The organism is Actinomyces sp. AC-20-1 (assembly GCF_023369555.1).
Classification (GTDB): Bacteria; Actinomycetota; Actinomycetes; order Actinomycetales; family Actinomycetaceae; genus Actinomyces.
Genome location: NZ_JACJVC010000002.1, coordinates 140,616 through 159,108, shown reverse-complemented (window position 1 = coordinate 159,108; position 18,493 = coordinate 140,616). Strand labels below are relative to the sequence as shown.

16 protein-coding genes are annotated in these 18,493 nt (G+C 74.2%); 2 read left to right on the top strand and 14 right to left on the bottom strand.

What is annotated here, in order from left to right; translation table 11 throughout:
* Window positions 1-14: 14 nt before the first annotated feature.
* From nuoK to ndhC, 11 genes are all read right to left on the bottom strand, one after another.
* Window positions 15-320, bottom strand: coding sequence for an NADH-quinone oxidoreductase subunit NuoK (gene nuoK / locus H6X67_RS02150; protein ID WP_166856323.1), 306 nt, complete (start codon window positions 318-320; stop codon window positions 15-17).
* Window positions 317-1,288 (bottom strand): NADH-quinone oxidoreductase subunit J, encoded by a 972-nt coding sequence (locus tag H6X67_RS02145; protein ID WP_249368264.1) that lies wholly within the window; start codon window positions 1,286-1,288, stop codon window positions 317-319. Before H6X67_RS02145 ends, nuoK begins: the two co-directional genes overlap by 4 nt.
* Window positions 1,288-1,977, bottom strand: a complete 690-nt coding sequence (nuoI, locus tag H6X67_RS02140; RefSeq protein WP_249368266.1) for an NADH-quinone oxidoreductase subunit NuoI — start codon at window positions 1,975-1,977, stop codon at window positions 1,288-1,290. The genes H6X67_RS02145 and nuoI overlap by 1 nt, the downstream gene beginning before the upstream one ends.
* Entirely contained in the window at window positions 1,970-3,349 is a 1,380-nt protein-coding gene (gene nuoH, locus H6X67_RS02135; protein WP_249368268.1) for an NADH-quinone oxidoreductase subunit NuoH, read from the bottom strand. Before nuoH ends, nuoI begins: the two co-directional genes overlap by 8 nt.
* The gene (locus H6X67_RS02130) at window positions 3,346-6,060 is read right to left on the bottom strand and encodes an NADH-quinone oxidoreductase subunit G (RefSeq protein WP_249368269.1); all 2,715 of its coding nucleotides are present in this window, start codon (window positions 6,058-6,060) and stop codon (window positions 3,346-3,348) included. The genes nuoH and H6X67_RS02130 overlap by 4 nt, the downstream gene beginning before the upstream one ends.
* Before the next feature lie 3 nt (window positions 6,061-6,063).
* Entirely contained in the window at window positions 6,064-7,338 is a 1,275-nt protein-coding gene (gene nuoF, locus H6X67_RS02125; RefSeq protein WP_249368291.1) for an NADH-quinone oxidoreductase subunit NuoF, read from the bottom strand.
* Window positions 7,339-7,412: 74 nt separating this feature from the next.
* Window positions 7,413-8,129, bottom strand: coding sequence for an NADH-quinone oxidoreductase subunit NuoE (nuoE, locus tag H6X67_RS02120; RefSeq protein ID WP_249368271.1), 717 nt, complete (start codon window positions 8,127-8,129; stop codon window positions 7,413-7,415).
* Window positions 8,129-9,520 (bottom strand): NADH-quinone oxidoreductase subunit D, encoded by a 1,392-nt coding sequence (locus H6X67_RS02115; protein WP_249368273.1) that lies wholly within the window; start codon window positions 9,518-9,520, stop codon window positions 8,129-8,131. Before H6X67_RS02115 ends, nuoE begins: the two co-directional genes overlap by 1 nt.
* Window positions 9,520-10,272 carry an NADH-quinone oxidoreductase subunit C gene (locus H6X67_RS02110; RefSeq protein WP_249368275.1) on the bottom strand — a complete coding sequence of 251 codons (753 nt, stop codon included), beginning with the start codon at window positions 10,270-10,272 and terminating at the stop codon, window positions 9,520-9,522. The genes H6X67_RS02115 and H6X67_RS02110 overlap by 1 nt, the downstream gene beginning before the upstream one ends.
* Window positions 10,269-10,898 carry an NADH-quinone oxidoreductase subunit B gene (locus H6X67_RS02105; protein ID WP_249368277.1) on the bottom strand — a complete coding sequence of 210 codons (630 nt, stop codon included), beginning with the start codon at window positions 10,896-10,898 and terminating at the stop codon, window positions 10,269-10,271. Before H6X67_RS02105 ends, H6X67_RS02110 begins: the two co-directional genes overlap by 4 nt.
* 45 nt (window positions 10,899-10,943) lie before the next feature.
* Window positions 10,944-11,303, bottom strand: coding sequence for an NADH-quinone oxidoreductase subunit A (gene ndhC, locus H6X67_RS02100; protein ID WP_249368279.1), 360 nt, complete (start codon window positions 11,301-11,303; stop codon window positions 10,944-10,946).
* A 431-nt stretch (window positions 11,304-11,734) separates the two neighbouring features.
* On the opposite strand from ndhC, the gene H6X67_RS02095 reads away from it, so the two are divergent.
* Window positions 11,735-12,433, top strand: a complete 699-nt coding sequence (locus H6X67_RS02095; RefSeq protein ID WP_249368281.1) for a demethylmenaquinone methyltransferase — start codon at window positions 11,735-11,737, stop codon at window positions 12,431-12,433.
* 21 nt (window positions 12,434-12,454) lie between these two features.
* Window positions 12,455-13,798, top strand: a complete 1,344-nt coding sequence (locus H6X67_RS02090) for an isochorismate synthase (protein WP_249368283.1) — start codon at window positions 12,455-12,457, stop codon at window positions 13,796-13,798.
* A gap of 35 nt (window positions 13,799-13,833) precedes the next feature.
* Here H6X67_RS02090 and H6X67_RS02085 read toward each other — a convergent pair whose 3' ends face one another.
* The 3 genes from H6X67_RS02085 to H6X67_RS02075 form a co-directional block, all read right to left on the bottom strand.
* A complete protein-coding gene (locus H6X67_RS02085; protein ID WP_249368285.1) occupies window positions 13,834-15,405 on the bottom strand; it encodes a S1C family serine protease in 1,572 nt (523 codons plus the stop codon).
* 118 nt (window positions 15,406-15,523) lie between these two features.
* Window positions 15,524-17,323 (bottom strand): 2-succinyl-5-enolpyruvyl-6-hydroxy-3-cyclohexene-1-carboxylic-acid synthase, encoded by a 1,800-nt coding sequence (menD, locus tag H6X67_RS02080; RefSeq protein WP_249375273.1) that lies wholly within the window; start codon window positions 17,321-17,323, stop codon window positions 15,524-15,526.
* A complete protein-coding gene (locus H6X67_RS02075) occupies window positions 17,320-18,402 on the bottom strand; it encodes an o-succinylbenzoate synthase (protein ID WP_249368841.1) in 1,083 nt (360 codons plus the stop codon). Before H6X67_RS02075 ends, menD begins: the two co-directional genes overlap by 4 nt.
* Window positions 18,403-18,493 lie beyond the last annotated feature (91 nt).

Below are 18,493 nucleotides of genomic sequence, written 5' to 3'. Positions count from 1 at the left end.
TCCCGGTTTCCCTCTCAGTGCTGGAGCAGGTTCTCGTCGTCGACCGACGTGGACCTGCGGGTGCGGAAGATGGACACGATGATGCTCAGGCCGATGACGACCTCGGCGGCGGCCACGACGATGATGAAGAAGGCGAAGACCTGGCCGGTGAGGTTGCCGTGCAGCCGGGAGAAGGCCACGAGGGCGAGGTTGACGGCGTTGAGCATGAGCTCGACGCCCATGAGCTCGATGATCGCGTTGCGGCGCAGGAGCACCGTGAGGGCGCCGAGGGCGAAGAGCACGACGGCGAGGACGACGTAGGCGGTGATGGGGAGGCTCACTTGCCCTCCTCCTTCGCGTCGGTGGGCAGGGCGGCCGGGTCGTCGTCCTGCGGTGCGCCGGCCTCGAGCTCCGGGGCGGCGACGGGCTGGACGACGGCCGGGGCGGCGGCGCCGGGCATGGAGTCCATGCCGGACTGCCCGACGCGGGCGTCCATGCGGTTGCTGATCTCGCCGGAGCGCTGGGCGGCGGCGAGCTCGGGCGAGACGTCGGCGAGGTCGAGGGCCTGTCCCCGCACGCGCAGGACCCGGGGCACGGACTCCTCGACGGCCTCGCCGCTGGCGGCCAGGGCCGGGGCGGTGGCGGCGTTGGTGGCGGCGTAGACGCCGGTCATGGTCTTCTGGCCTGGGTGGGCGCCGGTGTCCTTGTAGGCCTTCATGCGCCCCTCCATGAGGCTGCGCTGGGTGACCTTGGCGCGGATGCGCTCGCGGTGGGTGAGGGTCAGGGCACCGGTGGCGGCGACGATGAGCAGCAGCCCGGTGAGCTCCATGGTGACCACGTGCTGCCCGAAGAGCACGACGGCGAGGGAGGCGGGGGTGGCGGCGGCGGAGTCGGCCAGGCCCCTCGGGGCCGGGAGGACGGTGCGGGTGACGACGGCGCCGACGACGAGGGCCAGGCCCAGGGCGGCGGCGACCATGGCGGCGCGCCCGACGCGGCCGCCGGTGCCGACGACCGGCTCGTCGCCCCCGACGCCGACGAGCATGACGACGAAGAGCACGAGGGTCATGACGGCGCCGGTGTAGACGACCACCTGGACGACGCCGAGGAAGGGCGCCTCGTTGGCGATGTAGAGGATCGCGAGGCCGATCATGACGCCGATCATGTTGACGGCGGCGGTGACGGCCCGGCGGGAGACGAGCAGCCCGAGGCCGCAGGCCACGCACAGCAGGGCGACGACGGCGAGGAGGACCGTCTCGCCGGTGCCCATGGTGCCGGCGTCGGTGAGGGTGGCGGGCAGTGCGGTAGCCATCAGTGGACGGCCTCCTTGGCGAGGTTCGGGGCGGCGACGGGGCGCGCGGTGGCGAGCGTCGGGTCCTCGGGGCGGTGGGCGCGGACCCAGTCGACCTGGGCCTGGGTGGGGCCGGTGACCTCGCCGCGGTAGTAGTCGCCGTCCTCGGTGCCCTCGACCATGGGGTGGGGGGCGTCGAGGGCGCCGTCGGGCACCGGGGCGAGCAGGTCCTGCTTGTCGTAGATGAGGCCGGTGCGGTTGGGGCCGACGAGCTCGTCGATCTCGTGCGTCATGGTCAGGGCCCGGGTGGGGCAGGCCTCGATGCACATGCCGCAGAAGATGCAGCGCAGGTAGTTGATCTGGTAGACGCGGCCGTAGCGCTCGCCGGGCGAGTACTGGGCGCCGGGGGCGTTGGAGCCGGCCTCGACGTAGATGGCGTCGGCGGGGCAGGCCCAGGCGCACAGCTCGCAGCCGATGCACTTCTCGAGGCCGTCGTCGTAGCGGTTGAGCTGGTGGCGGCCGTGGTAGCGCGGCATGAGCACCGGGCGGATGAAGGGGTACTGCTCGGTGACCGTGGGACGGAAGATCGAGGAGACCGTCACGCCGTAGCCGGCGACGGGGGCGAAGACGCGCCCGAGGAGGCCGGGCTCGTCCGGCAGCCACTGGTCGTGGTCGGTGCCGGCCTGGGGTGCGGGGGTCTGGTCAGTCATCGTGTCCCTCCTGGACGGGTGCCTCGGAGACGGCGGTGGTGGCTGCGACGGCGGCGCCCGCACGGCGCTGCGCGCGCGGCGACAGGGGCAGGGCCTGGCCGGGCAGCGGCGGGACGGGGAAGCCGTCGGCGAGGGCGTCGATCTCGTCGGCCGGGGTGACGACGTCGTCGTCCGCCTGCTCCGCACGGGTGCCCGCCGGCCCCTCGGTGGAGGGCAGGAGCAGGAGCACGAGCATCGCGACGAGGAAGACGACGGCGAGGATGAGCAGGAGCGTGCGCGGCGAGCCGAGGGCGAAGGCGCGGTAGCCCTGGACGAGGGCGACGAGGACGAACCAGGCGAGGGAGACCGGGATGAGGAGCTTCCAGCCCAGCTGCATGAAGCGGTCGTAGCGCAGGCGCACGAGCGTGCCACGGGTGATGATCATGAAGAGCATGACGCACCAGACCTTGCCGATGAACCACAGCATGGGCCACCAGCCGGTGTTGAAGCCGTCCCAGAAGGAGGCCAGGACGAAGGAGCGCCAGCCGCCGAGGAAGAGCGTGACGCACACCGCGGAGACGTTGAACATGTTGATGTACTCGCCCAGGTAGAACCAGGCGAACTTCATCGAGGAGTACTCGACCATGTGGCCGGCGACGAGCTCGCCCTCGGCCTCGGGCAGGTCGAAGGGCAGGCGGTTGACCTCGCCGACCATGGAGATGACGTAGATGATGAGGCTGGGCAGCATCGCCAGGCCCCACCACAGGCGCTCCTGGGAGCTGACGATCCCGGAGGTGGACATGGTGCCGGAGGCGAGGAAGACGGTGAGGATCGCCAGGCTCATGCTCAGCTCGTAGCTGATGACCTGGGCGGCGGAGCGCACGGCTCCCAGCAGCGGGTAGGTCGAGTGGGTGGACCAGCCTCCGAGGATGAGGCCGTACACGCCGAAGCCGGTGACGGCCAGGATGTAGAGCACGGCGACGGGGAAGTCCGTCAGCTGCAGGGGCGTGGAGTGGCCGAGGATGCTCACCTGCGGGCCGAAGGGGATGACCGCGTAGATCATGAAGGAGCTGAAGGCCGTGATGACCGGTGCCAGCAGGTAGATGAGCTTCTCGGCCCCCTTGAGCCAGAAGTCCTCCTTCATGATGAGCTTGGCGGCGTCGGCGATGAGCTGGGGCAGGCCGAGGAAGCCGTTGACGTTGGGGCCTGGACGGGTCTGGATGCGGCCGAGGACGCGCCGCTCGGCCCAGATCGCCAGGATCGTGGAGACGATGAGGAAGAGCATGATGAACACGGCCTTGAGGAGGCTGAGCCACCAGGTCTCCTCGGAGAAGTCGGCGGTGACGCCGCCGACCGTGGCGAGGGCCGTGTGAAGAACAGTCGCGGTGCTCACCGGACCACCTCCGTGTCGTTCGCGGTACGGGTCGCCAGGCTGACGACGACGGCGCTGCCGTGGTGGGCGCCGAGGCTCTGGCGCACGGTCGAGCCGGCTGAGCACTCGGGCAGCCAGACGGCGCCGTCGGCGACACCGCCGACGACGGCGGGCAGCTCGATGGAGCCGGTGGCCGTGGACACGCGCACGGTCTCGCCGCCGGTCAGGCCCAGGCGCTGGGCGAGGTCGGCGCCGAGGCGGGCGACGGGCCGCAGGGCGGTGGCGGCGAGGAAGGGCTCGCCGTCCTGGAGGCGGCCGTCGTCGAGCATCGGCTTGTGGGTGGCGAGCAGGGCGTCGAGGCCGGTGACGGTCGACAGGCCCTGCTCGGGCGCCTCGGCCGGGGCCGGGGCCTCCTGCTCGGGGGTGAGGACGACCGCGCCGCGCGGGCCCCGCCACAGGCCCAGGCCCGCCAGCTCGGCGTGCAGGTCCTCGAGGGAGCCGACGCCCAGGTCGGTGCCCATCTCCTGGGCCAGCATGCCCAGGACCTGCCGGTCGGTGCGGGCGCGCGAGACGTGCGCCTGGCCGAAGGGGCGCACGCGTCCCTCCCAGCTGACGAAGGTGCCGTTCTTCTCGACGGCGGGGGCCACCGGCAGGACGACGTCGGCGTGCTCGGAGACCTCCGAGCGGCGCACCTCGAGCTGGACGGTGAAGCCGGAGGAGGCCAGGGCCGTGCGGGCCAGGCCGGGGTCCGGGAAGTCGCGCAGGTCGACGCCGCCGACGACGAGGCCGCCGAGCTCGCCGTCGGCCAGAGCGGTGAGGATCGCGGTGGTGTCGCGTCCGGGCTGGGCCGGCAGGGGTGTGCGGGCGTGCAGGCCGGTGGTCTCGATGCCCCAGGCCTGCTGGACGCGGGCGCGGGCGGCCTCGTCGGCCACGGGGTGCCCGCCGGGCAGCAGGTGCGGCAGGAGGCCGGCCTCGATGCCGCCGCGCTCGCCGGAGCGGCGCGGCACCCAGGCGAGGCGGGCGCCGGTGGAGGTGGCGAGGGTGTCGACGACGGTGAGCAGGCCGGGGACGGCGGCGGCGCGCTCACCGACGAGGATGGTGGCTCCCTCGCCGCGCAGGGCCTCGACGAGCTCCGGGTGGCTCTGGTGCAGCAGGGCGACGGCGCGGGCCTCGCCCCCGGGGGCGGTGAGGATGGTCTGGGCGCCCAGCTTGCGCGCGGCGCGGGTGAGGACGCTGGTGACGCTGGCGACCGCGACGCCGCCGGCGCGCACGCCCTTGCGCAGGCGCAGGAAGAGGGAGCCGCACTCGTCCTCGGGCTCGAGGCCGACGAGCAGGACCTGACCGGCCCTCTCGAGGCTGCGGTAGGTGACCGCGCCCAGGCCGGTGCCGGCGACGCGGGCGGCGAGGAAGGAGTCCTCCTCGGCGCTGTGGTCACGCACGCGCTGGTCGATGTCGTTGGTGCCCAGCACGGTGCGGGCGAAGCGGGACCAGGCCCAGGCGTCCTCGAGGGTGAGGCGGGCGCCGGGCAGGAGCCCCACGCCGCCGTCGGCACGGGCCTGCTCCAGGCCGCGGGCGGCGACGTCGAGGGCGTCGGACCAGCTGGTGGCCACGAGCTCGCCGGTGGTCTCGTCGCGCACGAGCGGCACGCTCAGGCGGTCGGGCAGGGAGGACCAGGCGAAGGCGAAGCGGTCCTTGTCGGTGATCCACTCCTCGTTGACCTCGGGGTCGTTGCCGGCCAGGCGGCGCAGGACGGTGCCGCGGCGCATGTCGACGCGGATGGCGGAGCCGGAGGCGTCGTGCTCGGTGACCGAGTCCGTGGACACGAGGTCCATGGGGCGCGAGCGGAAGCGGTAGCGGGCGCTGGTCAGCGCGCCGACGGGGCAGATCTGGATGATGTTGCCGGAGAAGTAGGAGGCGAAGGGCCGCCCGGAGACGTCGAGCTCGTCGTTGCCGAGGGGTCCGTAGGCGCGGCCGTCGACGATGCCGGGGTCGCCGCCGGGGCCGGCGAGACCGGCCTCGGGGGCGAGGTAGGACTCCCCGCGCACGGTCTCGAGGGCCTCGAGGTCCACGGCCGGGTCGGTGAAGTCGAGGACGGTGGAGTCGAAGCGGCCGATCTGCTCGGAGTAGAGGCCGCCGGTGAGCTCGCCGCCGGCGTGGCCGGCGCCGCGTCCCTGCAGGGTGATGAAGGCGTCGCCGGGGACCTGGTCGGCGAAGCGCACGCAGCGCTGGCACAGGATGCAGCGGTCGCGGTCGAGCAGGATGTTGCTGGTCAGGCGCAGGGGCTTGGGGAAGGTGCGCTTGACGTCGGTGAAGCGGGTGACGCACTGGGCGCCGCTGGCCATGAGCTCGAGGGCCTGGTTCTGCAGGGGGCACTCGCCGCCCTTGTCGCACACGGGGCAGTCGAGCGGGTGGTTGACCAGGAGGAACTCCATGGTGCCGGCCTGCGCCTTGGCGGCCACGGGGCTGGTGGCCTGGGTGGAGACCTCCATGCCCTCCATCGCCGTCATGGCGCAGGAGGGCTGGGGCTTGGGCATGGGGCGCACGACGCCGTCGCGCCCGGGCATGGCGACCTCCACCAGGCACTGGCGGCAGTTGGCGGACGGCGACAGCAGGGGGTGGTCGCAGAAGCGCGGGATGCGCACGCCGACCTTCTCGGCGGCGCGGATGAGCAGGGTGCCCTTGGCCACCTCGACGGGGATGCCGTCGATCGTCATCTTGACCATGTCAGTCATGTCTCACCGTGCACTTTCAACGATGGCCGAGGCGGCGTAGGGGAAGAGCTCGCGGGCGGGCGTGGTGCACCCGGCCTCGAACTCGTCCCGGAACCGCTTGATGCCGGACAGCACTGGGGTGGCGGCCGCGTCGCCGAGCGCGCAGAAGGAGCGTCCGGCGATGTTGGAGGCGATGTCCTCCAGCTTCTCCACGTCACCGGGCAGGCCCTTGCCGGCCTCCAGGCGCTCGAGGATCTGGCGCATCCAGTAGGTGCCCTCGCGGCAGGGGGTGCACTTGCCGCAGGACTCGTGCTGGTAGAACACGGTCCACCGGGCCACGACCCGCACCACCGAGACGGTGTCGTCGAAGACCTGCAGGGCGCGGGTGGCGAGCATGGAGCCGGCGCCGACGACGGACTCGTAGTCGAGGGGGACGTCGAGCTCGTCGGCGGTGAACAGCGGGGTGGAGGAGCCGCCGGGGGTCCAGAACTTCATCTCGTGGCCCTCGCGGACGCCGCCGGCCATGTCGATGAGCTCGCGCATGGTGATGCCGAAGGGGGCCTCGAACTGGCCGGGGCGGCGCACGTGGCCGGAGACGGAGAACAGGCCGTGGCCGGAGGACCTCTCGGTGCCCATGGAGGCGTACCACTCGGGCGAGTGGCGGAAGATGCCGGGGACCTGGCAGATCGACTCGACGTTGTTGACGACCGTGGGGCGGGCGTACAGGCCGGCGACGGCCGGGAAGGGGGGCTTGAGCCGGGGGTGGCCGCGGCGGCCCTCGAGGGAGTCGAGCAGGGCGGTCTCCTCGCCGCAGATGTAGGCTCCGGCGCCGGCGTGGGCGGTGATGCGCAGGCTCTGCTGGCCGTCGAGGCCGAAGCCGGTGTCGAGCAGGCCGGCCTCGCGGGCCTCGCGGACGGCGGCCAGGAGGCGGCGGTAGACGTGGGGGGTCTCGCCGCGCAGGTAGACGAAGGCGTGGTCGCCGCCGATGGCGCGCGAGGTGATGGCGATGCCCTCGATGAGCGCGTGGGGGTTCGCCATGAGGGTGGGGATGTCCTTGCAGGTGCCGGGCTCGGACTCGTCGGCGTTGACGACGAGGTAGCGGGGCCCGCCGTCGGGGGCCGGCAGGAAGGACCACTTGAGGCCGGTGGGGAAGCCGGCGCCGCCGCGTCCGCGCAGGCCGGAGGCCTTGACGGCGCCCACGAGCTCGTCGGTGCTGAGGGTCTTGGCCCTGGCCAGGCCCTCGTAGCCGCCGTGGGCGCGGTAGGCGGCGAGCGTCCAGGAGCGGTCCTTGTCCCACATGTCGCTGACGATGGGGGTGAGGGGGCCGGGCGCGGTGAAGGCCTGCGCCTGGGGCTCGGGGGTGTGCTGCTCGCTCACTTGCTGTCCTCCTCGACCGCGGTGGGGGCCGTCCAGCCGTGCTCGCGGGCCATGCGCAGGCCGCGCAGGCTCGCCTCCCCGGCGCCGGGGCCCTCGTCGACGCGGCCGTCCTCGAAGCCGGCCAGCAGCCTCTCGTTCTCACGGAAGGTGGGCAGGGTCTCGGGACCGCGGGTGGGGGTGACGTCCTCGCCCCGCTCCAGGCGGGTGACGAGGTCGACGGCGCTGGCGGGGGTCTGGTTGTCGAAGAACTCCCAGTTGACCATGACGACGGGGGCGTAGTCGCAGGCGGCGTTGCACTCGACGCGCTCGACGCTGATGCGCCCGTCCTGGCTGGTCTCGTCGCTGGCGAGGCCGGTGTGGGCGCTGACGGCCTCCCAGATGTCGTCACCGCCCATGACGGCGCACAGGGCGTTGGTGCACACGCCGACGTGGTACTCGCCGGCGGGGTGGCGGCGGAACTGGCTGTAGAAGGTCGCCACGGCGGAGACCTCGGAGCGGGTCAGGCCCAGGGCGTCGGCGCACAGGGCGATGCCGCGGGGGGCGACGTAGCCGTCCTCGCTCTGGACGAGGTGGAGCATGGGGATGAGGGCGCTGCGCTCGTGGCCCGCGGGGTAGCGGGCGGTGATCTGGGAGAACTCGTCGCGCAGACGGGCCTCGTCCTCGGGCGTGTAGCCGAAGGCGCCGGTGGTGCTCGGGGTGTGCTGGGTGGTCATCAGCGGTCCACGCCTCCCAGGACGGGGTCGATCGAGGCCAGGGTGGGCACGAGGTCGGCGATCATGCCGCCCTCCCCCATGGTGGCCAGGGACTGGAGGTTGGAGTAGGAGGGGTCGCGGAAGTGGACCCGGTAGGGGCGGGTGCCGCCGTCGGAGACGGCGTGGACGCCCAGGACGCCCTTGGCGTGCTCGACGGTGCGGTAGACCTGCCCGGCGGGCACCTGGAAGCCCTGGGTGACGAGCTTGAAGTGGTGGATGAGGGACTCCATCGAGCTGCCCATGATCTCGCGCACGTGCTCGAGGGACTGGCCCTGGCCGTCGGTGGCGATGGCCATGCGGGCGGGCCAGGCGATGGTGGGGTCGGCGACCATCGTCGTGTTGGAGGGGTCGTCGCCGCGCGCGGTGACGGCGTCGAGGCGGTCGAGGGCCTGGGAGACGATCCGCAGGGACTGGTCGCACTCCTCGAAGCGCACGAGCTGGCGGTTGTAGACGTCGGAGCGCTCGTAGGTGGGGACCTCGAAGTCGTAGGTCTCGTAGCCGCAGTAGGGCTGGATCTTGCGCATGTCGAGCGGGTAGCCGGCAGCGCGGAGGCAGGGGCCGGTCAGTCCCAGGGCGAGGCCGTGGGCGAGGCTGATCTCACCGGTGCCGATGAAGCGGTCCTTGAGGATGGGGTTCTCCAGGAGCAGGGCGCGCAGCTCGCCGAGGTCGTGCTTGATGTCCGGCAGGGTGGAGCGCACGAAGTCGCTGAAGCCCTCGGGCACGTCCTGGGCGAGGCCGCCGGGGCGCACGTAGGCGTGGTTCATGCGCAGGCCGGAGACCATCTCGAAGGCGCGCAGGATGTTCTCGCGCAGGCGGAAGGCGATGGTGAGCAGGGTGGTGCCGCCCAGCTCGTTGCCGCCGGTGCCGATGGCGATGGCGTGGGAGGCGATGCGGTTGAGCTCCATGAGGATGACCCTCATGACGGTGGCCTTCTCGGGGACCTGGTCGGTGATGCCGAGCAGCTCCTCGACGGTGAGGGCGTAGCCGACCTCCTGGAAGAACGGGGCCACGTAGTCCATGCGGGTGACGAAGGCCTCGCCCTGGACCCAGGTGCGGTACTCCATGTTCTTCTCGATGCCGGTGTGCAGGTAGCCGGTGCCGACGCGCACCTCGGTGACCTTCTCGCCGTCGGTCTCCAGCAGCAGGCGCAGGACGCCGTGGGTGGAGGGGTGGACGGGGCCCATGTTGACGACGATGCGGTCGTGCTCGAGGCGGTCGGCCTCGTCGCGCGCGGCGATCTGGTCGGCGATGTCCTGCCAGTCGCCGCCCTCGGCGGTCCACTGGGGGGCGCCCTCGGCCAGGGACTCGAGCGCGGGGCGCGACGCCCGGGGCTGGGTGGAAGCGGTGCTCATCAGCGGTACGACCTCCGGGAGTCGGCGGGCGGCGTGGTGGCGCCCTTGTACTCGACGGGGATGCCGCCGAGCGGGTAGTCCTTGCGCTGCGGGTGGCCGACCCAGTCGTCGGGCATCGCGGAGCGGGTGAGGTTGGGGTGGCCGTCGAAGACGATGCCCATGAGGTCCCAGGTCTCGCGCTCGTGCCAGTCGTTGCCGGGGTAGATGCTCACGAGGGAGGGCACGTGGGCGTCGCCGTCGGGGGCGGTGACCTCGAGGCGGACCTGGCGCCCGCCGTGGGTGAGGGAGACGAGCTCGTAGCAGGCGTGCAGCTCGCGGCCGGCGTCGCCGGGGTAGTGCACGCCCGTGACGCCCAGGCACAGCTCGAAGCGCAGGTCCTGGTCGTCGCGCAGGGGGCGGGCGACGTCGAGCAGGTGCTCGCGGGTGACGAAGAGGGTGAGCTGGTCGTGCTCGATGACGACCTTCTCGATGGCGTCCGCGGGCTCGACGCCGGCCTCGGCGAGGTCCTCGAGGAGGGCGTCGACGGCGTCGTCGAACCAGGAGCCGTAGGGGCGCACGGCGGCGGGGGCGAGGGCGACGACGCTGGTGGTGCCGCCGTAGCCGGTGGTGTCGCCGGCGTCGGTGGCGCCGAAGTGGCCGGTGTGGGTGGAGATGACCTCCAGGCGCAGCTCGGGGCGGACCTCGCGCCCGGCGACCTCGGGCACGAGGGCCTGGGCCTGGACGGCGTCGGCGGTCTCGGGTGCGGTGCTCACGCGAGCTCCCCCTTCATCTCGGACAGCGGGGTGGCGGCGAGGGCGGCGGCCTCGACGGCGCGGACGATCTCCTCGCGGTGGCGGAACAGGGGCTTCTTCTCGATCTGGCGGGTGAGCTCGAGCATGGCGTTGATGAGCATCTCGGGGCGCGGCGGGCAGCCGGGCAGGTAGATGTCCACGGGGACGATGTGGTCGCAGCCCTGGACGACGGCGTAGTTGTTGAAGATGCCGCCGCTGGAGGCGCAGGCGCCCATGGAGATGACCCACTTGGGCTCGGGCATGGAGTCGTAGACGTTGCGGATGATCGGCGCCATCTTGTGGGAGACGCGGCCGGAGACGAGCATGACGTCGGCGTGGCGCGGCGAGGCGCGGAAGACCTCCCAGCCGAAGCGGGACAGGTCGAAGCGGGGGCCGGCGGTGCCCATCATCTCGATGGCGCAGCAGGCCAGGCCCATGGTGACGGGCCACAGGGAGCGCGCCTGGGCCAGGCCCGCGAGCCTCTCGACGCTGGTGAGGAGGAAGCCGGGGCTCTCGACCGACTCGGCGGCCTCGGCGCGCAGGTCCCCGCGCTTGGAGGGGATGTCGAGCATCTTGGCGCGGTAGGCCTTGAACTCTGTCTTGTCCATGCTGTGGCTCGCTGTTCTTCGTGGGTGCGTCGTCGGGCGGGAGGGTCAGTCCCAGTCGAGGCCGCCGCGGCGCCACTCGAGGACGTAGGGCACCGTGATGAGGGCGATGAAGAGGAGGGCGGCGAGCATGCCGAAGACGCGCAGCTCGGCGAAGGCGGTCGCCCAGGGGTAGAGGAAGACGACCTCGACGTCGAAGATGATGAAGGTCATGCCGACGAGGTAGAAGCCGACGGGGAAGCGCCCGTGCTCGGTGTTGGCGGGGGTGGGGTCGATGCCGCACTCGTAGTTGGCGGTCTTGACCCGGTTGCGCCTGTTGGGGCTCACGATGGCGCTGAGCGCGAGGCCGCCGACGGCGACGACAAGGGCGACCGCCGCCATGATGAGGAGGGAGACGTAGGGGTTCATGCTTCCGGCACCGTCCTTGTCAGGCTCGGGTGGTCGAGGGGGGCGGGGACGGCGGTCCGCGGACGGTGCGGCGGGCGCGTGCTCCTGCTGGGGGTCATGGGCCTGCGCACCTCCTCGGGGGTCCTTCGTCGTCGCGGGGTCCTCGACGCGGCCCCGGGCAGAGGGGGCCGCCACGGAATGTACCCAGGCGGGGTAGGTGCTCGGACCGGGGCTTCATCTGGGCGACTTTCTGTTGGTACCGCGCCGAGGCGCCGAACAGGCCACTCTCTGCGGGGCAGGCGCGCCACCGCGATTTAGAGCCTGGACCCCTCACGAATTTCCGTCCCTCCCTCCTGGGACCTGGGTCCCAGCACCCCGGAGCCCGCCACCGTGCCGAGACGTGGCGCACCAGGAGCGCGGGACGCCGGCCCGGGGGCTGCCATGATGGGCCCATGAGCCGAGCCACCCTCGCCAAGGACCCCCGCGAGGTCGCGGGCATGTTCGACGCCGTCGCGCGCCGCTACGACCTCACCAACGACGTCATGAGCCTGTGGCAGGTGCGCATGTGGCGCCGCGCGACCCGCGCGGCCGTGGCAGCCCGCCCCGGCACGCGCGTCCTCGACCTCGCCGCCGGCACCGGCACCTCCAGCGTCGAGTACGCTGACGACGGCGCCGACGTCATCGCCTGCGACTTCTCCACCGGGATGGTCGCCGAGGGCAAGGCCCGCCACCCCGAGATCGAGTTCGTCGCCGGGGACGCCATGGCGCTGCCCTTCGCGGACGCCTCCTTCGACATCGTCACCATCTCCTACGGGCTGCGCAACGTCCAGGACACGCTCGCGGCCCTGTCCGAGATGAGGCGGGTGACCCGCCCCGGCGGCCGCGTCGTCATCGCGGAGTTCTCCACCCCCGTCCACCGGCCCCTGCGCGAGGCATACCGCTTCTACCTGGGCAGCGTCCTGCCGGCCGCGGGACGCCTGCTGTCCTCCAACACCGACGCCTACTCCTACCTGGGTGAGTCGATCCTCGCCTGGCCGGACCAGCGGGCCCTGGCCGCCCTCATGCAGGAGGCCGGCTGGCGCGAGGTCGCCTACAAGAACCTCTCCGGCGGCATCGTCGCGGTCCACCGGGCCACCCGGCCCGCCGCCTGAGCCGTGGAGGACCGCACCCGGGTGCCCCCCGCCCGCCTGTTCTTCCGCACCGAGCGGCTCGAGGCCGACCAGGTCAGCGCCCTCGGCCTCGACGCGCCGGGCGGGCTCGTGGGCCTGCTCGCCGGGCGGGGCGACGCCGTCTCCTGGGTGCGTCACGGCCGCGGGCTCGTCGGCTGGGGGCGCCTGCTCGAGATCGAGGCGCGCGGCGAGGACCGCGTGGAGGAGCTGCGCGCCGCCTGGCGCGAGGTCGTCTACGCCTCCTGGTGGCGCGACCCGCTGGTGCGCCCGGGCACCGGGCCCGTCGCCCTGGGCGCAATCACCTTCTCGGCGCGCTCGGCCCAGCGCTCGGTGCTGCTCGTGCCGCGCGTGCTCATCGGCCTCGACGACGAGGGCGCCTGGGTGACGACGGCGGCGCCGAGCGGGCAGGAGCCGGCCGCGGCCGAGGAGGTCGTCGCCGGGCTCCTGGCCCGGGGGGACGCTTCCCGCACTCAGCCGCCTGCCCGGCCGCCCGCCGTCGAGCCCGCCACCGTCGCCGTCGGCTCACGCTCCGACGACGACTACCTCGCTGGGCTGCGTGCCGTGCAGGAGCGCATGCGTGCCGGCGAGGCGGACAAGGTGGTCATCGCCCGCGACGTGCTCGTCACCCCGGCGCAGCACCTGCCCACCGGCGACCTCCTGGCCCGCCTGGCCCACGGCTACCCCTCCTGCTGGACCTTCAGCGTCGACGGGATGGTGGGAGCGAGCCCCGAGCTGCTGGTGCGCATCCGCCAGCGGCGTCTGGAGAGCCGGGTCCTGGCGGGCACGGCCCGCCGTCGGCCCGGCACCGGGGCCGAGCGGGAGGCCGAGGCTCAGCGCCTGGCGGCCTGGCTCGAGGCGGACGGCAAGAACAACCGCGAGCACGCGCTGGCGCGCGCCTCGGCCATCGAGGCGCTGGAGCCGCTGTGCTCGGTGGTCGAGGCCCCGGAGCGCTTCGTCCTCACCCTGCCCAACGTGCTCCACCTCGCCAGCGACGTCCGCGGCGTCGTGGCCGGGGACACGGGGGCCCTGTCCCTCGTGGGGGCGCTGCACCCGACGGCGGCCGTGGGCGGCACCCCCACCCCGGCCGCGGTGGCGCTCATCGACGAGCTCGAGGGCATGGACCGGGGCCGCTACGCGGGGCCCGTCGGCTGGGTGGACTGGCACGGCGAGGGCGAGTGGTGCATCGCGCTGCGCTCGGCCGAGCTCAGCGGCCAGGGGGCCGGTCCCGGCGCGCCGGCGCGCGTCTTCGGCGGGGGCGGCATCATGCCGGACTCCGACCCCGAGGACGAGCTCGCCGAGACCCGCGCCAAGATGCGCCCGGTCCTGTCCGCCCTCGGCGCCGGCTGAGCCCGGCCGGGCAGCCGGACCCGGCCGGGCCCGGCTCAGGAGTCCTTGCGCTCGGCGAGCGTGGCGGTGAGCTCCAGGGTCCGGCCGTCGCGCACCACCGTGAGCGTGACGACGTCGCCGGCCGAGTACTGGCGCACGAAGCCCGTCAGCGCCGCCGACTGGCTCGTCGCCTTGCCGTTGATCGCCGTGATGACGTCGCCCTCCTCGAGGCCGGCCTCGTCCGCCGGCGAGCCGGCCTCGACCGAGCCGACGAGCGCACCCGCGTAGGTCGCGTCCTCAGCCTCGGCGCCGCCGTTGGTGATGGACACGCCCAGGTAGGCGTGAGTGGCCGTGCCTGACTCGATGAGCTGGTCCGCGACCTTGGCCGCGAGGTTCGAGGGGATGGCGAAGCCGATGCCGATGGACCCGGAGTCGCTTGAGCCTGTCGAGGCGATCGAGCTCGTGATGCCGATGACGGTGCCGCTCGCGTCGAACAGGGGCCCGCCGGAGTTGCCGGGGTTGATGGCCGCGTCGATCTGGATGGCGTTGGTGACCACCTGGGAGGCGGCGGTGCGCGAGGGCGTGCCCGGCTCGAAGCCACCGCCCGGGGCCGGCGAGGAGCCCTCGTCCTGCTCCTGGGTGGTGACGACCGGCCGGTTGAGGGCGGAGACGATACCCGTCGTCGCGGTGGAGGACAGGCCCAGGGGGTTGCCGATGGCCATGACGTCCTGGCCGGTGACGACGGCGTCGGAGTCGCCGAAGCGGGCGACCGTGAGGTCGCTGGGGCCGTTGACGAGCTGGATGACGGCCAGGTCCGTGGCGGCGTCCGTGCCGGTGAGCTCGGCCTCGTAGATGCGCCCGTCGGCGAGGGTCGCCTGGATCCGGGTGGCGCCGGCGACGACGTGGTGGTTGGTGAGGATGTGCCCGGCGGAGTCGTAGACGACCCCGGAGCCGACGGAGGTCCCCGAGGACGTGGAGACCGTGATGGAGACGACGGAGTTGGCGACGGCCTGGGTGACAGCCTCCCAGTCGGGTGAGGTGCCGGTCTGGGCGACGAGCTGTGTGGTCCCACCGGTGTGCTGGGCGGCGGCGCTCACGGAGGCCGTGGGTGCGGGCTCGCCGTCGAGGTAGTGCAAGGTGGCCACAGTGCCGCCGCAGGCGAGCATCGCGGTCACGAGGCTGGTGGCGACGACGCCGCCCCAGCCCGGTCCCCGGCGCCGACGGGCGCGGGAGGCACGGGCCCCAGCGGCGTCCGGGGCGGCCGGTCCAGCCGCTCCGCTCGGGGCGCCGGGCTGCGGGGCGGCCCAGGCCGGGCGGGCGGCGAAGGGGTCCGGGGCGGAGGCGGCGGAGGACGAGCCCGGCGCCCGCTCGAAGGAGTACCCGGCGGGGGCCTGCGGCACCGAGGTGTAGGAGCCCGTCGGCGCCTGGGCCGGCCAGGCGCTGGAAGCGGCCTTCGCGGCGTAGGGGCTCGGCACCGTCCCGGGGCTGCCGGCCCCGGGCGTGGCACTGGCTCCGGCGGCGGCCTCGCTCCCGGTTGCGGCGTCGGCGCTACCGACCGGCCCCGGGCTGCCGGCGCCACCGACCCCGGTCGCGTCCCGTCCGGTGCTCCACTCGTCGTTCATGCTCATCTCGTCCTCCTCGGGCCCGTGGCCCCGCTTGGCAAACGCCTGAAGGAAACTCCTGGCATCTGGACTCTCACCGACCTCGGCCTGGGACCTTCCTGAGAGCGGGTGGGGTCGCCCCGGCTCACAGCGCCAGGTGGACGACGCTCAGGCCCCTGACCGGGCGCGCCAGGACCTCCTCGAGGGCCTCGAGGGCGCCCGGCCGGTGCACCCGGGCGCCGAGCGCCGCCGCGAGGGCGGCGACGTCCGCGGCCTGCGGCGTGGTGAGGAAGCGCTCCACCACCTCCGGCTCCAGCGCGCCGGGGTACTCCAGGGTGGAGAAGATCGCCCCTCCCCGGTCGTCGAGGACGACGACCTGGAGGTCGGGCTCGGTCTCCCGCGTCCCCCGGCCCAGGCTCATGGCGTCGTGGAGGAAGGTGAGGTCCCCGACGACGGCCCGCACCGGCTCCCCCGTGGCCAGGTGGAGCCCCAGGGCCGTGCCCAGTGTGCCGTCGATGCCCGCCAGGCCGCGGTTGGCCACCGCTCGCGGGGCGGGCCCCTCGGCGGGCCGGGCGAGGCGGTCGAGGTGGCGCACGGCCATGGAGGAGCCGACGACGAGCCGCGGGGCCCCGGGGCGCAGCCCGGCCTCCCACACGGCGACGGCGGCCGAGGCGCTGGTGAGGAGGCCCGGCTCCAGGGCGGCCGGGAGGGCGGCGACGGCGTCGGCCCACTGCCCGGCCCACCCGGTGGGGGCCGGACGCAGGCCCAGGGCGTGGGACAGGCGCGCCGCCCCACCGGCGCCGGTCAGGCCGTCGGGCAGCGGGGTGACCCGGGCGGCGGCACCGGCGACGTCGGTCCAGCGCGGGGTGGGGGCCAGGACGTCCACGGGGACGTCGGTGCGCGCGAGCAGGGCGCTGACGGGGCGGGTGAGGGAGGGGTGGCCGAGGACGAGGACGTGCTCGGCCAGGGCGGCGAGCCCCCGGCCCGCGGGGGTGGCGAGGAGCTCGGCGTAGCGGGTGAGGGCGAGGCGTCCGCCCCGGGCGCCCGAGGTGGGCTCGGCCAGCAGGGGCCAGCCCAGGTGCTCGGCGAGGTCCCGGGCGAGGGCGCCGGTGCCGTCCGGGCTGTCCCCGGCCACGACGAGGCCGCGCTCGGCCGGGCCCTGGACCGCGGGGGTCTGTTCGGGCAGCGCCGCCGGCTGGTGGGCGGCGGGCTCACGGGTGGCCCGTCCACCGGCCTGAGGCAGGTCGCGGGCAGCCGCCGGCAGGTCGCGGGCGGGCTCGATCCCCAGGACCGCGCCGGGCACGGGCACGAGCGGGGGACGGAAGCGGACGTTGAGCTGGACCGGGCCGGGGTCGTGGCTCAGCCCACCGCGGGCGGCCTCAACGGCGCGCCGCACCTGGCCCTCGATCACCGTCGTCCCCCGCTCCCGACCCAGGTCGGCAGTGAGGTCGGCGGGCAGGTCCACGACCAGGCGCGTCGCCGGCTCGAGCAGGCGCGTCTGCTCCGTGGTCTGGGAGGCGCCCGTGCCGACGAGCTCGTGCGGGCGGTCGGCGGAGACGACGAGCAGGGGCACCCCGGCGGCGTCGGCCTCGAGGACCGCGGGGTGCAGGTTGGCCACGGCCGTGCCCGAGGTGGTGACGACGGCGGCCGGCGCGCGGCGGCCCTCCAGGAGGGCGGCGCGGGACATCCCCAGGGCGACGAAGCCGGCGCTGCGCTCGTCCAGGACGACGCGCACGCGCATCAGCCCCGGGGCGGCGGCCAGGACGGGGACGAAGGGGGCTGAGCGCGAGCCGGGAGACAGCACGACGTCGCGCACGCCCGCGCGCACGAGGGCCCCCAGGACCGCACGGGCGGCGAGGACGGAGGGGCTCTGCGCGTCGCGGGGGGCCGGCCCGGCACTCGTGCCGGCCTGCCCGGCAGTGCCCCGGGCGCCCTCGGGGGTCACAGGGGGACCTCTCCGACGAGGCCGGCCCCGGCGGCCTCCCGCTCGCGCCGGGCCCGCAGGGCCCCGACCATGTGGCCCAGGCGCGTCCGCCAGCGCTCGGTGAGCCCGGCGTCGGCGCGCGCGGCGGCGAGCATCGTCTCGGACACGTGCGGGGTCCTCACGGGCAGCCGGCCGGCCAGGGGCACGGCGCTGGGGACGGCGACGTCGGCGCCGAGCAGGGAGACGGTGCCCAGGCCGCAGGCGCGGGTGAGGTCAGGCAGGGCGGCCGCGAGCGCGCTGCCGGCGCCGACGCCGACGCTCGTGTCCAGCGCGGAGGAGACGACGGCGGGCAGGGCCAGGCGCTCGGCGAGCGCGAGGGCGCGGCGCACGCCGCCCAGCGGGGCGGCCTTGAGGACGACGACGTCGGCGGCACCCAGGCGGCGCACGGCGAGCGGGTCGTGGGACAGGCGCACGGACTCGTCGGCGGCCAGGGGCACGTGGACGCTCTCGCGCAGGGCCGCGAGGTCCTCGACGCGGGCGCAGGGCTGCTCGGCGTACTCGAGCCCGCCCGCGGCCTCGTCCATGAGGGGCAGGACCCGGCGGGCGGTCTCGAGGTCCCAGGCGCCGTTGACGTCGATGCGCACGCGGCCGTCGGGGCCGAGGGCGTCGCGCACGGCGCCCAGGCGCAGGAGGTCGGCGGTGAGGGCATCGTCGGATCCGGCGACCTTGACCTTGGCGGTGGTGGCGCCGGAGATGGCGACGAGGGAGTGGGCGCGCTCCTCGCCGACCTCGGGGACGGTGACGTTGACGTCCACGTCCTCGCGGTGGGAGGGCAGGCCGGTGTAGCCGGTGAGGGCCTGCTCGAGGGCGCTGGCGAGCCAGGGGGCTGAGGCGTCGGCGTCGTAGTCCCAGAAGGGGGCGACCTCGCCCCAGCCGGCGGGCCCGTGCAGGAGGACGCCGTCGCGCCGGGTGAGGCCGCGGAAGCGGGTGCGCAGGGGCAGGTCCCACACGACGGCCCGGTCGACGCCGTCGAGCAGGCCGGTGCGGTCGTGCTCGCTCAGGGCGGCGAGGTCGATCTCGCCTGCGGCTGCGGGGGTCATGGTCGCAGGATAGGCCAGGCGCCCACCCTGCCCGGGCCCGCCCTACCGCGCTCCCTTGACAGCGACGTTGCGTCGCTGTGTTGGATGGGCA

Coding starts and splice junctions, on each gene's coding strand:
- H6X67_RS02085 (WP_249368285.1), bottom strand. CDS start 15,405: ATGAGCATGAACGACGAGTGGAGCACCGGACGGGACGCGACCGGGGTC.
- H6X67_RS02095 (WP_249368281.1), top strand. CDS start 11,735: ATGAGCCGAGCCACCCTCGCCAAGGACCCCCGCGAGGTCGCGGGCATG.
- H6X67_RS02075 (WP_249368841.1), bottom strand. CDS start 18,402: ATGACCCCCGCAGCCGCAGGCGAGATCGACCTCGCCGCCCTGAGCGAG.
- H6X67_RS02105 (WP_249368277.1), bottom strand. CDS start 10,898: ATGGACAAGACAGAGTTCAAGGCCTACCGCGCCAAGATGCTCGACATC.
- H6X67_RS02115 (WP_249368273.1), bottom strand. CDS start 9,520: ATGAGCACCGCTTCCACCCAGCCCCGGGCGTCGCGCCCCGCGCTCGAG.
- ndhC (WP_249368279.1), bottom strand. CDS start 11,303: ATGAACCCCTACGTCTCCCTCCTCATCATGGCGGCGGTCGCCCTTGTC.
- nuoI (WP_249368266.1), bottom strand. CDS start 1,977: ATGACTGACCAGACCCCCGCACCCCAGGCCGGCACCGACCACGACCAG.
- H6X67_RS02145 (WP_249368264.1), bottom strand. CDS start 1,288: ATGGCTACCGCACTGCCCGCCACCCTCACCGACGCCGGCACCATGGGC.
- nuoE (WP_249368271.1), bottom strand. CDS start 8,129: ATGACCACCCAGCACACCCCGAGCACCACCGGCGCCTTCGGCTACACG.
- H6X67_RS02130 (WP_249368269.1), bottom strand. CDS start 6,060: ATGACTGACATGGTCAAGATGACGATCGACGGCATCCCCGTCGAGGTG.
- nuoF (WP_249368291.1), bottom strand. CDS start 7,338: ATGTGGGACAAGGACCGCTCCTGGACGCTCGCCGCCTACCGCGCCCAC.